The organism is Myroides sp. LoEW2-1, from assembly GCF_009767705.1.
In the GTDB taxonomy this organism is placed as follows: domain Bacteria; phylum Bacteroidota; class Bacteroidia; order Flavobacteriales; family Flavobacteriaceae; genus Flavobacterium; species Flavobacterium album_A.
Genome location: NZ_WSPP01000017.1, coordinates 75,433 through 91,517, shown reverse-complemented (window position 1 = coordinate 91,517; position 16,085 = coordinate 75,433). Strand labels below are relative to the sequence as shown.

Here is a 16,085-nt window from a genome sequence, read left to right as displayed (position 1 = left end):
ACAACAAGTACCTGTATAGTTATAATAGGATTATAAAACCAAATGTACAGTTAAAAGCAGGATTATAAACAATAACTGTACAGCTATATTAGGACGAGACAATCCTTTTAAATGGTGGTCGGCTTGTGGTCGGCTTTTGGTCGGCTTGTGATCGGCTTATTTATTACCTTTTTTAGCCGACCACTATGCGATAACCCTGTCAACAATATTAGAACACAGCGATAACAAGTCCTCCTACAATACCTCAAAGCCTTGGCAGATACACTCTATCTCTACTCTCCACTGACTTGATGACCTTTGACATCACAGGAAGTGATAAAACAAAACTAAAAATTGGCAAGAAACTTGTATATTCACTATCGTAATAAAAACAACTTACTATGTTTAGGAAAATCGCTCTTAGTCTACTTTTTCTATCTTCTATAATCACAATTAGTTGTATTAAAGAGGAAGAACTCGATACAAATGCAGATATTTTAGAGGCATACATTCCGTCAGAATACTTAAAGACAGAACCTATTATTACGAATACTACAGTGGAGTTTAGAGTCAAGTCAAATATTGACCTTGAACATCAATCTCCTGTTTTTATAGTATCGCCTAATGCGACGTTAGATCCTCCAAACGGCCTGACAAGAGATTTTAGAAACAGCCAAAAGGTAACTGTTATTGCACAAGACAAAAAGTGGCGTAAAGATTATACAATAAGTTTCACGTCAGACGAATTAAGTACCTTATACACCTTCAATAATGCTGAACTAACAGATAAAGACAGGTATTATCGCTTTTTTGAGATTGGATCCAATGGAGATAAAATAATGGATTGGGACAGTGGCAATGAGGGATATGCTACAATAGCTGGATCTACTCCCCCTGAAGGATACCCAACTACAATTGCTCCTGGACGTCGCGGAGGACTTGCCGTAAAAATGCAAACGGTTTACACAGCTGATTTCGCAGCCAAAACGGGTAATCCAATCGCTGCGGGTAATCTATTCATTGGTACATTTAAACTAAACTATCTAAATACAGTTAAATCAACCAAATTTGGACTGCCATACAATGGAGAAATGCCCAAATCACTCCGTGGAGTGTATAAATATAAAGCTGGTGAAGTGGTAACAGATGTGAATTTCAAACCTGTTCCAAATAAAAAAGACGACTTCGATATCTACGCAATCATTTTTGAAACGCAGAAGAAAAATAATTACTTATCGGGAGATCACAATTTTAAAGATCCTCGAAATATAGCCATTGCGCGTATACCAAAAGAACTAAGACAAGAGACAAACACTTGGACTGAGTTTGAAGTGCCTTTTGAATTACTACCTGGAAAGACATACGACCCTCAAAGAGATTACATGCTGACTATAGTCATGACTTCGAGTATAGAAGGAGCATTTTTCACAGGGGCTATTGGAAGCACCTTACTGGTAGATGAAATAGAATTGGTTTTTGACAAAGACGAATAAGATGAAAAATATACTTTTATATACCGTTCTGCTAGTTGCAAGCTGCTGTACTACTACAGCCCTTGCTCAAGAGAATACAGAGGTTTCTACTACCTCGAAGTTTCGTAACTTCTTCCAAGAAAACATGGACCACCAACTGAGGGCACAATTCAGTGTTGGAGGAAGTACTCCACTTGGAATGCCAGCATCGATCAGAGAGGTAAACAGCTATAATCCAACTCTGCAACTTGGTCTGGAATTTACAACTACAAAATGGTTTTCAGAAAGCCAAAAATGGGGAATTAGAACAGGTTTGCGATTTGAAGGCAGAGGAATGAAAACTGATGCAAATGTAAAGAACTACTATACCCAAATAGATGGAGAAGAAGGCAAACAGACTAAAGGATATTTTACAGGAAATGTGAAGACCACAATGAAGAACTCTTACGTTACTTTTCCAGTCTTAGCAACGTGGAAGGCGACAAATAGCTGGAATGTCTATGGCGGTTTCTACTTTTCTGGATTGATAGATAAGGACTTCACAGGCTATGTATACGACGGAGTAATGCGTGAGGGCACACCCGTTGGTACGCCTATTGTCTTCGAAGAAAGTGCCAAAGGTGACTACGATTTTTCGAATGAATTAAACCGATTTCAATGGGGGTTAGAATTTGGGGGTGAATACAAGATGAATGAACATTTTCGCCTATTTGCCGATCTAAACTGGGGGTTAAATCCCTTATTCAAAAAAGACTTTGATGCCATAACTTTTAATATGTATAGCATTTACGTCAATTTAGGATTTGGTTACCAATTTTAGTTTTCATCTCATACCCTATAGCATAAGCCTGAAGATACTATCTTCAGGCTTTTTTTTTATTCAAAAGCCATTCGCGTTATTTTCACTGTCAAACTCTAAAAAAACGCACCTAAAAATAACAATTCGCTAATAAAACGAATTGTTATTTAGCTTTTTAGACCAAAAAAAGCTAAAGATTCCAATTCACTGTGATTTAGCAATCAATTAATCAATCAAATAGTTTGTGTAAATTTGCAGTTCGGTTTTTACCGAACAAAACATAACACATAATAATTTACTAATTAATAAAATGATTAACCTATGCGATTAAATTACTTATTTATACCCCTACTCGCGTTTATAGGGATAACCTTTTCATCTTGTATCAAAGATGAGGCATTAAATAACGAGGCTGATATAGAAATAGCAACTATTCCGGAGGAATTTATATTGTCATCTCCTATTATTTCAAATGATAAAGTGACATTTACCGTATATAAATCACTTGATTTAACTAAAGTAGCACCAGAGTTTCGACTTACAAACGGAGCAACAATTATACCAGCAAGCGGAACGGTAAGAGACTTTAGTAAAGGGCCTTTGACTTATGAAGTAACTTCACAGAGTGCTACTTTCAAAAAAAACTATACTATAGAATTTGTAAACTCTGAAATATCAACAGCATATCAATTTGAAACATTCAAGGAGAAAGCTGGTGGTTTCTATAATGCAGATATCTACCACGTATTCTATGAGAACGGAATAGATGAAGATACGGGAAAAGAAAAAGAAACTTTCGAATGGGCTAGTGGAAACATTGGTTTTGCGATGACTGATGGAGATACAGACAATCCGAAAAAGCCAAGTGACTTTCCTACTTCAGCTGTATCTAATGGGTTTGTAGGACATGGACTAAAACTTACCACATTATCAACAGAACCTTTAGGTCCTATGATGGGAAGTCCCCTTGCTGCAGGTAACTTATTCTTAGGAGAATTTGATTTAGCAATAGCGGTATCTAAACCATTAAAAGGAACTAAATTTGGAGTTAGCTTCACTAAAGAACCAATTATGCTTAGAGGATACTTTAAGTATAAAAGAGGTGAGGAATTCCAAATTAATAACTTAGAGAAAAACAAAATCAAAGAAGATAGATGGGATGCCTATGCAATCTTGTTTGAAGCAGGTCCAGAAGATGTGCTATATGGAGATCATGATTTTATAGATGAAAAGATCGTCTCTATCGCACGAGTACCTGAATCACAGAAAAAAGAGACAAGTACTTGGACCTTATTCGAAGTACCATTCCAATATGTAGAAGGAAAAACCTATGACCCAAAGAACAAAAAATATAAACTTGCTTTAGTCTTCTCTTCGAGTGAAGAAGGTAGTTTGTTTAATGGTGCCATTGGAAGTACTTTGTATATTGACGAGGTTGAAATCTTGACAAATGATGAAAACGAGAACCCTAAAAACTAATCTAAAAAAAGGATCACATGAACTTTAAATATATAACAACGATATTAATCTGTGCACTTTCATTGCCTATTTTTTCACAAGAAATAAAGGTAAAAAGACAACACTTCTTCAATACAAATACAACGGTACAAATACGTTCACAATTCAGTATCGGTGGAGCAACTCCACTGGGACTACCACGTGAAATAAGAGATATAAAAAGTTATAATCCAACGTTACAATTAGGAATGGAGGCTAACTTCACAAAATGGTTTACAGAGGAACAAAAATGGGGTATCCGTACAGGTATAAGAGTGGAAGGAAAAGGAATGAAAACAGATGCGAAAGTAAAAGATTACCTTACACAGATCAATTATAACGGAGCACAAGTAAAAGGTAACTTCACTGGTAATGTAAAGACACAAGTGAGAAACACTTACTTAACTTTTCCAATATTAGCTACCTATAATGTAGATACTCAATGGACAGTATATGGAGGTATCTATCTATCTGCTACCATTGACAGATCCTTTGATGGGTATGTTTATGATGGTTACTTAAGACAAGGTAATTCGACTGGTCAAAAACTTATCTTTGAAGATGGTAAACAAGCTGATTACGACTTCTCAGATGAAGTAAATAGATTTCAATGGGGTACACAAATTGGAGCTGAATGGAAAATGAATAAGAACTTCTTCCTATTCGGAGATCTTACTTATGGATTCAATGGGGTGCTTAAGAGTGACTTTGATGCGATATCATTCTCCATGCACAACATATACCTTAACTTAGGTTTTGGTTATCAGTTTTAAAACAAAAATATGCGATAGGGACATAAACAAAAGATAATAATTTCAAGTAGACCTAATGTTGCAATTCAAATCTGCAAAAGTGTTACCTTAGAGATCTTGTTAACACAATAAAGTAGAGTGGTTTTGCAGTATTTAACTAATGTGGAAATTATATCTAATCAAACTTAATATAAAATTAAGCCGACTCTAAACAGGTCGGCTTATTTATATAATACATAAATAACAAAGTTTCCATCATCAAGATAAATACAATTCAATGTATCCAATCTTTAGTTGCCCTATAAGAACACTTTCTTATCCCCACCTTACACTTAAACCATATCATTAACAACTTTCAAGGAAACTATCTACTCTTTAATAGATGTATACCTTTGTGAGTTAAATTTCTATTTAGATAGAGTAATACAAAAGTAAATTAACGTAAATGACGATTCAATGAAAAAAAACTACTTATTGTTTAGCTTATTCTTACTGATAAGCGTGACATTATCCTCATGCATAAAAGATGAAGCACCGAGCAAACAAGCTTATATATTAGAGGCTACAATAGCAGATGCAGAAGTACTACTTCTCAATCACAATAAAAAAGTTGGAGATGAGGATATTATAATATTCCAACTAAAACAAAATAAAGAAGACAATATTTTTGCCCCTGAATTTGTACTTTCTCCTGGAGCTACCATCCAACCTGAAAGTGGTACCAGCTTGGACTTTACAAATGGACCTCAGAAGTATATTGTTACTTCTGAAGACCATGCTTGGACCAAAACGTATTATGTGAATTTTATCCTTAGTGAGTTTCCAACTTACTTTAATTTAGAAGACTACCTTTTATACAAAGGAAGTGCGGTTTTACAAGAAGAGTATGACGTCGATGAAAGGTATGCTTCTGATGTATATATTAATTTCATAAGCTATACAGATAAAAATGAGGTAAACACCCTTTGGTCAAGTGGGAACCAAGGGTTTTCAATAATGCCTGCTGGAAAATTAAAACTAACAAATCCTTCACAATATCCCACTGCTGTAGATTTTGATGGATACAAAGGCAAAGCGGCGAAGCTATCAACCATTCTCACTGGTTTAGATCACAAAATGACTGGATTCATAAAAACACCAGGGATCGCAGCTGGTAATTTATTTACTGGTACTTTTAGTTTAAACATGTCAGTACCAGCGGCGTCACCGAAATTTGGTATACCTTATAATACCAATCGAAAGCCCATCACATTAAAAGGCTTCTACAAATATAAAGCAGGTGATTTTTATGGAGCTAAAAATGAATTTGCTCTAAAAGACTTAGATAGAGATACATGGGACGCTTATGCCATATTATTTGAAAAGACAACAGACAAGAATTATTTGGATGGTGTTCATAACTTTGAGAGTGAGAAAATGGTAATGGTTGCGAGAATAGAGGAAGGTAGTTATCCAGAAACTGAACAATGGACGCCATTTGAAGCAAATTTCAAAAATGTTAATGACAAAACTTTTGACCCTTCAAAAGAATATATGATTGCACTTGTATTCACTTCCAGTATCCAAGGAGCAGACTTTAGAGGTGCTATCGGTAGTACACTTTGGATTGACGAGATTGAACTTGTTCTTGAAGACAATTAATGACAACTATTCTAAAAATTTGAAACAATGAAATATATATATATCATATTAGTTGCTCTGATGCCCTTATATGTTACGGCTCAAGTAACAGAAAACACAAAAGAAGAAAACTTCTTTATCCACAATATGGACTATCAAGTAAGAGCTCAATTTAGTATTGGAGGGAGCTCTCCTCTGGGATTACCTCGTGAAATTAGAAAGATTGACAGTTATAATCCAACATTACAATTAGGCTTGGAAGCGAATGCTACTAAATGGCTTACAGTTGATCAAAAATGGGGGGTAAGAATCGGCTTGCGATTTGAAGGAAAAGGTATGAAAACAAAAGCTGAAGTAAAAGATTACAAAACTCGTATTTTCTATGAAGGAACAGAATTAAATGGATACTATGATGGAAAAGTACGCACAAATGTTCGAAATACTTACATAACATTTCCTATATCTGCAGTCTATAGAATAACGCCTAAATGGAACATCTATGGGGGAGTATATCTCTCAGGTCTTATTGACAAGAACTTTGATGGTTATGTCTATGATGGAACCTTTAGAAAAGACTCTCCTGTCGGTGATAGAATCAACTTTAAAGATGAGGAACGTGGAGAATACGACTTCTCGGACGAAGTTCGCAAGTTTCAATGGGGAGCTCAAATAGGAGGTGAATGGACGTTGAATAAAAACTTCAAACTATTCTCAGATCTTACTTATGGATTCAATGGGGTACTTAGAAGTGATTTCGATGCGATATCATTCTCCATGCACAACATATACCTTAACTTAGGTTTTGGTTATCAGTTTTAAAACAAAAAGGCATATAGTCAATTGACTATATGCCTTTTTTAATGATCAAAAATTTTACTTCAATACTTGTTTTGCAACTTCAGTATTTCCATCTATATCTTCAGTAACTTCTAAACCTAAAATTTCAGTTACGATAGGATACACATGCACATTCTCGAATGAAGGAATTACTTTATTTGATTTGATTTGCGGTCCATACGCCAAGAAAATAGCATGCATTTCTTTTACTGTTTTGGGATCGAATCCATGGCTACCAGCAAGTTTTCTATCTGTAAAATAGTAAGGTGACTCTGCTGTAACTACAATATCTCCTACTCTACCAAAACGATCGTGTTCTCCACCAAAATTATATGACTCTGGCAATTCATCGTGTTTATACACCTTCATATACTTCTTATTGGCAGCTGATGAAATTTTGTTGTACCAATAGTCAATTTTAGATTTATCATTTACAAATACACTCACGTACGTTCCGTTTCTCGTAATCTTAAAGTCTTCACCTGTAAGTTTGATTGGAAACTTCAATAGTTTCTTCTGGTTCAATTCCACCATACCGTGATCAGAAACTACAATATAGTTAACAGGAAGACCTGTTTTGCTTACTTCGGATACTAACTGTTTAATCGATTCGTCAGCGAATTTAACAGCTGCCTCTGTTTCAGGTGCATCTGGTCCATAACGGTGTCCTGCGTGATCAACTTCTGGCAAGTAAAAAGTGATGAAATGTGGACGTTGATCCTCTGGTAAGCTCAGCCAATTCACAACTTCGCCTATTCTATCCTGCATAGGAGTTTTTTCAGAATACTTGTAGTAATACGATGGTAAAACACCTTTAATATCAGCTTCAGAACCTGGCCAATAATAACAAGCAGATAACATCTCTTGTTGTTCAGCTAACACCCATAGAGGTGTTCCTCCGTACCAATCTTTATTTCGAACTGCTTTAGCATTGCCCAACGAATATCTTGCATCCATTTTAGGATCATAAATATTGTTTCCAACAAGTCCGTGATGAGCTGGGTATAATCCAGTCACAATCGTATAATGGTTTGGAAAAGTTACAGAAGGATAAGAAGGCAGCATAGACTCTGCTCTTACTCCTTGTTCCCCTAAACTCTTTAGAAACTCGGCATTGTACTTTTCTATATAATCGTGTCTAAACCCATCTATAGAAATCAAAATAACATAAGGTTTGTCAACCTGTTTTGGGTTATTTAAGCGATTCTCAATAACCAATTGTTTCTCTTTTTCTTGAGCTACAACATTTGTACTTAATGTCATAGTCAAAAAACCAAGAACTGATAATAACAGTTTGTTCATTTTATTCGTGTTTTTCAATGTTCAAATATCTTGAGATAAATCAAGCACTACAAAGTAAATGCTTATTTTTATAACAAATTTAAATCTAATATTAAGAATATGAAAACCATAGGTATTTTAGGGTGTGGTTGGTTAGGACTGCCTTTAGCTCAAAATTTAATAGAAAAAGGATACACCGTAAAAGGTACAACTACCTCATTGGACAAGCTAAAATACTTCGAAGAACAAGGTATTGACCCTTACCTATTAGACTTATACACTGATGATTATAGCGCTGTCCTAAATACTTTCTTAAATGGTATAGATACGCTAATTATTACCATCCCTCCCTTTCGTAATGAAGATACCCCAACTTATGCACTAAACTTTAAGAAACTCATTGAGCCAATAGAAACACAGCAAATCAAGAATGTGATCATGATGAGTTCAGTTTCCGTTTATGCCCCATCTTCAGTAACAATTACAGAACAGTGTACAGAATACTCACAAGAAGCAACTGCCCAACAAATTTTAGCAGCTGAACAAGTGCTGATGAGCAACTCTCATTTTAAAACTTGTGTACTTCGCTTAGGAGGATTGTATGGCCATAATAGAAAACCTGTCGAATACATCTGCAAGAAAGCCTTCTTAGACAACCCTGATATGCCTATCAATATGATTCACTTAGAAGATATAATTGCATATACGGTAGCCATGGTCATTAAACCAGTTGCACAAACTACAATTTACAACATTGTGTCTCCATCGTTTAAAAGTAGATTAGATTACTATTCGCAACAAGCCAAAGAGAACAACTTAACACTACCTCCTTTAGGGGAAAATGACAAGGCTTCTTACCGAAAAATAACTGGAAATTTAATTAGTGAAGTCACCGAAATCCCTTATAGATACTAATATTATTTTACTTCTGTACAAAATATTATTCCTATTAAATTTAGATAATTATCATTGTACTTTTCAAAGAAAAAACTGCATTACATATTAATTATTTGTATATTGTAGACAGTATGAAAGTGTTAGAAAATGAAAAAAATATTATTCCCTACTGATTATTCTGAGACGGCAAATAACGCATTTAAGTATGCTTTACAACTTGCTGATCAAAAAGATGCTGAGCTATATGTATTGCATGTCTATGACCCACCAGTAATATCAGGCCATATCAGCCCTCATTTAGTTGACAATGTGATCAAAAAAAATGAGTTCGAAAAACTGGAGCAATTACATGCTAATAGCCCAATATTAATTAATTTGCGTTCTGAATTAAATTTAGACCACGTAGAAGTCTTTTTTAAAGTTAAGGAAGGTTTACTTATCCCAGAGATATTAAACGCCATAGAGGAGCACGAAATTGATTTTGTAGTCATGGGAACAGACGGAAGAAATGCAAGTTTTCACAAGAAACTCTTAGGTACAAATACGTTGAATACAATCTCAAAAGTTACAGTACCTGTATTGAGTGTTCCGAAAGAGGCTACTTTTAAACAGCTTAATAATATAATCTTTACTTCATTATTCAACGAAGAAGAACAAGATACATTAGATGAACTAGTACAAGCTGCAGAGAACCTTGGTGCGAAGATAAAATGTGTTCACATTAAACAAAAAAATTGTACTTCTTGCGATGAAGTGTATGAGAAATGGAAAAAACGCTATGAAAATAGACCTATCAGTTTCCATATTTTCACCTCAGATAATACAGATAAGGCAATATTGGAGTTTATACAAAGCGAACAACCTGTGGATATGGTTGCTACAATCCAAAGAAATAAATCATTCTTTGAAAGTATTCTGCAAAAGAGTACTACCCAACATTTGGCCAAGCATTTAAAAACGCCATTCTTTGTTTACAAAACAAGAAAGAAATAACGCAATAAAAACGGGCTGTATTTTTTGAAAAAATACAGCCCGTTTCTCTTTTATAATTCCTGATAATTAGTCTAATATCATTTCAGGAATATCTCCTTCAATTAGCAACGTCACTTCCGTAGCCTTAATAATATCTTCTACAGATACGCCAGGGGCGCGTTCTAATAGTTTAATTCCCTTATCAGTTACTTCCATTACAGCAAGTTCTGTAACAATCTTCTTGACACACTTTACACCAGTCAAAGGAAGCGAACATTCTTTTAATATCTTCGATTCTCCAATCTTATTAACGTGCATCATAGCAACAATAATATTTTCAGCAGATGCTACTAAATCCATAGCTCCTCCCATTCCCTTAACCATTTTACCTGGAATCTTCCAATTGGCAATATCTCCGCTTTCAGAGACTTCCATTGCACCAAGGATGGTCAAGTCCACATGCTTTCCTCTAATCATTCCGAAACTGGTCGCTGAATCAAAAAAAGAAGCTCCTTTCAAAGTTGTTATCGTTTGTTTACCAGCGTTTATTAAATCAGCATCTTCTTCTCCTTCAAAGGGAAAAGGTCCCATTCCCAACACACCATTCTCACTTTGAAACTCTACATTCATACCTTGTGGAACGTAATTAGCAACTAAAGTAGGGATTCCTATCCCTAAATTTACATAGAACCCATCCTGTAGCTCTTTTGCTATTCTCTTTGCAATACCTATTTTATCTAACATAATGTACTTTTAATGGTTGATGAATGATTACTTCGTACGCACTGTACGTTGCTCAATGCGCTTCTCGTATTTCTCTCCTTGAAATATACGCTTGACAAAAATGCCAGGAACATGGATCTCATTCGGGTCTAACTCACCCGCTGGGACCAATTCCTCCACTTCCGCAATAGTAATCTTTGCGGCACCAGCCATACAAGCATTAAAATTACGAGCTGTTCCCTTAAAGATTAGATTTCCTGCCTCGTCCCCTTTCCAAGCTTTCACAATAGCAAAATCCGCATCAAAAGCATGCTCTAAGATATGTGGCTTCCCTTTAAACACGCGAACTTCTTTACCTTCAGCTACTTCGGTACCATAACCTGCAGGAGTGTAAAATGCAGGTATTCCCATCTGAGCCGCACGACATTTCTCTGCCAATGTACCTTGAGGAGTAAGTTCTACGTCTAATTCTCCACTAAGCATTTGCCTTTCAAATTCAGCATTCTCACCAACATAAGAAGATATCATTTTGTTAATCTGTCTCTTTTGAAGTAACAAACCTAATCCAAAATCATCAACCCCTGCATTATTAGATATGCAAGTTAATCCCTTCACATTCTTGCGAACCAATTCTGCAATAGAGTTTTCAGGTATTCCACATAACCCAAAACCACCAAGCATAATCGTCATATTATCTGCAATGTCAGATAAAGCTACCTGAACATTAGCTACTTTTTTATTTATCATAGGACTTTTTGGTTTAATTAATTGTCCTAATATATAAAAAAAAACGCCTTTAAAAAAAGGCGTTCTATTTATTAAAAATCAAATTCATCTGTTGTTAACTCTGACTCATCTTCAGACTTGGTGTCCTCCGTGACTTTGCTACAATCTACGCGAATAGATAAGTTAGCAGGTACTTCAAAATTCCCTTTAGAGATATCTAATGTTTTATCTGCATAAGCTTTATTCATATAAACTCCCCAGATAGGCAAGGCCATAGTAGCTCCTTGTCCATACAACATCGTTTTGAAGTGGGCAGCACGATCGTCATTCCCAACCCAAACACCTGTTGCTAAATTAGGGACCATACCAATAAACCATCCATCACTCTGATTTTGCGTTGTACCCGTTTTTCCAGCAATAGGATTAGTAAACTTATATGGGTGACCTGTTACTCTCTTATAGCCACTCCCTTGCCAAGTAGTGCGTAATCGAACACCTGAACCAGACTCTGTTACACCTTCAAGTAGTTTTACTATAGCAAAAGCAACGTCTTTACTCATTACATCTTTAGTTTCTGGTACAGCATTATAAAGCACTACACCATTCTTGTCTTGAATTTTACTAATGAATACAGGTTTCACATAGATCCCTTGGTTTGCGAATGTACTAAAAGCAGCAACCATATCGCTTACGGTAATATCCACTGCTCCTAATGCAATGGCAGGGCTTTCTGGTATCTCAGAGGTAACACCTAAATCTCGCATCAGATCAATTACTGCAGCTGGTCCTACTCTATCCATTAATTTAGCAGTAACTGTGTTAACAGACCCTGCTAATGCTTGTTTTAGAGTCATAATACCTTTATGGCTACGATTGGCGTTTTGAGGTGACCAATCTTTACTTATCCCATGTCTTCCTTTTGGCATTGTAAAAGGAGAATCTATAATAGAATCACAAGGCGAATAATGCAATCTTTCGATAGCAGTAGCATAAACAAATGGTTTAAAAGTCGAACCTACCTGTCTTGCCCCTTGTCCTACGTGATCATATTGGAAATGCTTATAATTAATTCCACCTACCCAAGCTTTGATATGCCCAGTTTGTGGTTCCATAGACATCATCCCTGCTTGTAAAAAATGCTTGTAATAAAGAATAGAATCTCTTGGAGTCATTACCGTATCTATTTCGCCTTTCCAAGAGAAAATACGCATTTTCGTCTCTACTTTGAAAGAGTCTACAATCTCTTTTTCAGACTTACCTTGAGATTTCATTTGTCTCCATCTATCAGAACTCTTCATTGCACGAGAAATAATTCCCTCTCTATCTGCTTCATTAATCTTATAAAATGGTGCCATTTTATTGCTTTTCTGATCAATAAAGAACTCCTCTTGTAAATTTGAAATATGAGCAGTTACAGCTTCCTCAGCATACTGTTGTAGTCTAGAATCAAGTGTAACATATATCTTTAAACCATCTCTGTAAATGTCATAAGTTGTTCCATCTTTTTTAGGGTTTTCTTTTACCCATCTACGCATAAATTCACGTAAATATTCCCTAAAATAAGTAGCAATACCATCTCTGTGACTTTCAGGAGTATAGTTTAACTTTAAAGGTAACTCCTGCAATTCAACACTTTGCTCTTTAGTAATATATTCATTACGCGCCATTTGATGTAGCACGACATTTCTCCTTTTTTGAACAAGTTCAGGACGTCTTACAGGATTGAAATAAGCAGGGTTCTGCAACATTCCAACAAACATTGCCGCTTCATCGATTGTAAGGTCTTTAGGCTCTTTACCTAAATAAACGCGAGAAGCAGTTCGAATACCTACAGCATTATTAACGAAGTCAGCCTTGTTTAAATACATTGTAAGTATTTCTTCTTTGGTATATTGACGTTCTAATTTAACAGCGATAACCCATTCTTTAGCTTTCTGTGCAATACGCTTTGGTAAATTCTTCGCTCCTTCTCCGTGAAAAAGCAACTTAGCCAACTGCTGCGTAATTGTACTTGCTCCACCACTACTACCAACAGAAGTAACAGCTCTTAATGTCCCTCTTGCATCAATACCAGAGTGGTTCATAAAACGTTCATCTTCTGTAGCAATTAAAGCCTTTACTAAATGATCTGGCAAATCATCATAGGAAACAGGTACTCTATTCTCTAAATAGAATTTACCAATCGTTTTTCCATCCGATGAAATAATTTCCGTAGCGACATTACTTGCAGGATTCTCAAGCTCATCAAAGGTAGGCATAGGCCCAAAAACACCCCAAGATGCGCAAAGAAAGAAAAATATTACTGCAGCACATCCTCCTAAAAAGATTAACCAAAAAGCAAGAAGGTACTTTCTAAAACCACCTTGCTCTTTTTTTACTTTATTGTTTTGTTTAGAACTCATAGAATTTAAAGTTCGTTGTTATATTATTCTTTTTTCTCAATTTTTAACCCAACTTCCGAAATACCTGGCAAGGTAACTACACCTTCGACTTCGCCTAAGGCTCTTACTGCGTGTTCTAAAGTCATTTTGTATGTCCCTGATTGAGGGAATACAAAACCTTCTTTTAACTCTAGTTTACTCTCCTTTATATCAGAAAAACCATTTCCTAACAAAGTACCATCAGCACCTGCCATTTGATACTGTAAGGTGTCCACATGAATACTCAAGTTTGGCTGGTATACTTTAAAGATCACATACATATTGCTATATGGGTAATCTTTGTTCGCACGAACATTCATATACAAATTATAAGGAGAAATAGTATCCGTTACCTTATAAACAAAGGTTTTTACATCTTTCTTCTCCCATTGACCTTTCGTTTCAATAAACTGGTCAAAAACTACATTATCGTAATTCTGACAAGATGCAAAAGACAATATGATAAAACTAATCAGCGCTATTAAAACTTTACTATTCAGTAGCATTTGAACTATTATTTTGATTATTAGAGTTTTTCGGCTTTCTATTATTATTGTTGCGATTCTTATTACGAGGATTTGCTTTCTTTACATTTCCCTCTCCAGCATCATTTTGTTTAGCAGGTCCTTTCTTCTGATCACTAGCCTTCTCACTACGTGTAGTATCCTGTGACTTCTCTTTACCTAAATTCGGTTTCTTATCTTCACTTGTACGTGGACCTTTAGGTTTGTTGTTCTTCACGCGAGGTTGCCCCTCTTTCTTCTCCGTTCTCGCTACATTTTCTCCTCCTTCGTTCTTAACATTCTTAACCTCTCCTTCCTTTCGTACCTTTTGATTACGAGGGCGTCTTTCAGTTCGATTACCACTGTTGTCTGCTGTAGCATTTGCTTCTTTAGCAGTAGCTCCATCATTAGACTTTTCCTTTCTTTTACGTGCAGGTTTCTTCTTGCGCTTTGGTTGATCAAAGCGAGTAACGCTATCTTCCTCTACAGCGTTTTGTTCAGGTAAATCCTCGCGCTCCAAAGCATAGCTTTCCAACTCATCCCCCTTGATGTCGCGGTTATTCAGATCCACGATTTCCTTCACTTGCTCCGTAGATAGTACATACCAGTTCGCAGAGTTATTTGCATAAGCAAACCACATCTGACCTTTAAAAATATCTATTTTCTGGCAAAAAGCGATTCCCTTAGTAGTCATTAATTTCGTATCTGACTCTGGCATATCCTTTAATGCCTCTAAATATGTATCTAACTCAAAGTTCAAACAACATTTAAGTTTCCCACATTGACCAGCGAGTTTTTGAGGGTTTAAAGATAGTTGTTGGTAACGCGCAGCAGCAGTATTCACACTTCTGAAGTCAGTTAACCACGTAGAACAACACAATTCTCTACCACAAGAACCCACACCTCCAAGGCGTGCAGCTTCTTGACGAAAACCAACTTGTTTCATTTCGATACGGATAGAGAACTCTCTTGCAAAGTCCTTAATCAATTGTCTAAAGTCCACTCGCTCACTTGCCGTATAATAAAAAGTAGCTTTAGAACCATCCCCTTGAAATTCTACATCAGAAATCTTCATTTCCAAGTTAAGCTCAATAGCCAGTTCCCGTGCACGCATACGTACAGGTTCCTCTTTTTCGCGAACCTCCTGCCAGATATCAATATCTTTTTGCGTAGCCTTTCTATAAATTTTGAGTACATCTCCCTCTGGATCAGCACCTTTTTTCTTCATTTGAACTTTCACAAGTTCACCTGTTAATGAAACCACACCTATATCGTGTCCCGGTGACGTTTCAGTTGCAACAATATCTCCCATAGAGATCGTTAGCTCTTTAGGATAGCGATAAAAATCCTTCCTACCGTTTTTAAATCGTACTTCTACTATATCAAAAACTTCGCTGCCTGATGGATAAACCATATTAGACAACCAGTCAAAAACTGCTAATTTATTACAACTGTCTGTACCACACGTTCCATTATTCTGACACCCTCTTGGTTGCCCATTACTTCCTTTATCTGTCGAACAATTTGTACAAGCCATTCAATTTATGTTTATTAATTTAAACCTTATTATAAGGTATTTTTTGAGAAAATTTGTTGTAAAGATACTA

Annotated in this window: 14 protein-coding genes; 8 read left to right on the top strand and 6 right to left on the bottom strand. The window is 35.9% G+C overall.

The genetic code is table 11. The annotated features are described in order from the left end of the window. Positions 1–380: 380 nt before the first annotated feature. From GOQ24_RS01910 to GOQ24_RS01885, 6 genes are all read left to right on the top strand, one after another. A complete protein-coding gene (locus GOQ24_RS01910) occupies positions 381–1,472 on the top strand; it encodes a PCMD domain-containing protein (RefSeq protein WP_155090669.1) in 1,092 nt (363 codons plus the stop codon). A gap of 1 nt (position 1,473) precedes the next feature. Further along, positions 1,474–2,271 carry a porin family protein gene (locus tag GOQ24_RS01905; protein ID WP_155090668.1) on the top strand — a complete coding sequence of 266 codons (798 nt, stop codon included), beginning with the start codon at positions 1,474–1,476 and terminating at the stop codon, positions 2,269–2,271. 300 nt (positions 2,272–2,571) lie between these two features. Then, positions 2,572–3,729: a PCMD domain-containing protein gene (locus GOQ24_RS01900; protein WP_155090667.1), complete on the top strand. Its 1,158-nt coding sequence runs from the start codon at positions 2,572–2,574 to the stop codon at positions 3,727–3,729. A 17-nt stretch (positions 3,730–3,746) separates the two neighbouring features. After that, positions 3,747–4,520, top strand: a complete 774-nt coding sequence (locus GOQ24_RS01895) for a porin family protein (RefSeq protein WP_155090666.1) — start codon at positions 3,747–3,749, stop codon at positions 4,518–4,520. Positions 4,521–4,955: 435 nt separating this feature from the next. After that, positions 4,956–6,140 (top strand): PCMD domain-containing protein, encoded by a 1,185-nt coding sequence (locus GOQ24_RS01890; protein WP_155090665.1) that lies wholly within the window; start codon positions 4,956–4,958, stop codon positions 6,138–6,140. 27 nt (positions 6,141–6,167) lie between these two features. Beyond that, a complete protein-coding gene (locus tag GOQ24_RS01885; RefSeq protein WP_155090664.1) occupies positions 6,168–6,938 on the top strand; it encodes a porin family protein in 771 nt (256 codons plus the stop codon). A gap of 54 nt (positions 6,939–6,992) precedes the next feature. Here GOQ24_RS01885 and GOQ24_RS01880 read toward each other — a convergent pair whose 3' ends face one another. Further along, a complete protein-coding gene (locus tag GOQ24_RS01880) occupies positions 6,993–8,258 on the bottom strand; it encodes an ectonucleotide pyrophosphatase/phosphodiesterase (protein WP_155090663.1) in 1,266 nt (421 codons plus the stop codon). Between the two features lie 99 nt (positions 8,259–8,357). Here GOQ24_RS01880 and GOQ24_RS01875 point away from each other — a divergent pair, with 99 nt between their 5' ends. Continuing rightward, the gene (locus tag GOQ24_RS01875) at positions 8,358–9,152 is read left to right on the top strand and encodes an NAD(P)H-binding protein (protein WP_155090662.1); all 795 of its coding nucleotides are present in this window, start codon (positions 8,358–8,360) and stop codon (positions 9,150–9,152) included. Positions 9,153–9,281: 129 nt separating this feature from the next. After that, the gene (locus tag GOQ24_RS01870) at positions 9,282–10,127 is read left to right on the top strand and encodes a universal stress protein (protein ID WP_155090661.1); all 846 of its coding nucleotides are present in this window, start codon (positions 9,282–9,284) and stop codon (positions 10,125–10,127) included. Positions 10,128–10,193: 66 nt separating this feature from the next. On the opposite strand, the gene GOQ24_RS01865 is transcribed toward GOQ24_RS01870, so the two are convergent. From GOQ24_RS01865 to GOQ24_RS01845, 5 genes are all read right to left on the bottom strand, one after another. Next, positions 10,194–10,850 (bottom strand): CoA transferase subunit B, encoded by a 657-nt coding sequence (locus tag GOQ24_RS01865; RefSeq protein ID WP_155090660.1) that lies wholly within the window; start codon positions 10,848–10,850, stop codon positions 10,194–10,196. A 27-nt stretch (positions 10,851–10,877) separates the two neighbouring features. Next, entirely contained in the window at positions 10,878–11,576 is a 699-nt protein-coding gene (locus tag GOQ24_RS01860; RefSeq protein ID WP_155090659.1) for a CoA transferase subunit A, read from the bottom strand. Between the two features lie 71 nt (positions 11,577–11,647). Next, the gene (locus GOQ24_RS01855) at positions 11,648–13,957 is read right to left on the bottom strand and encodes a penicillin-binding protein 1A (RefSeq protein WP_155090658.1); all 2,310 of its coding nucleotides are present in this window, start codon (positions 13,955–13,957) and stop codon (positions 11,648–11,650) included. Between the two features lie 23 nt (positions 13,958–13,980). After that, a complete protein-coding gene (locus tag GOQ24_RS01850; RefSeq protein WP_155090657.1) occupies positions 13,981–14,481 on the bottom strand; it encodes a gliding motility lipoprotein GldH in 501 nt (166 codons plus the stop codon). After that, complete coding sequence (locus tag GOQ24_RS01845; RefSeq protein WP_155090656.1) at positions 14,468–16,015, bottom strand: stage 0 sporulation family protein; 1,548 nt, start codon at positions 16,013–16,015, stop codon at positions 14,468–14,470. Before GOQ24_RS01845 ends, GOQ24_RS01850 begins: the two co-directional genes overlap by 14 nt. Between the last annotated feature and the right edge of the window lie 70 nt (positions 16,016–16,085).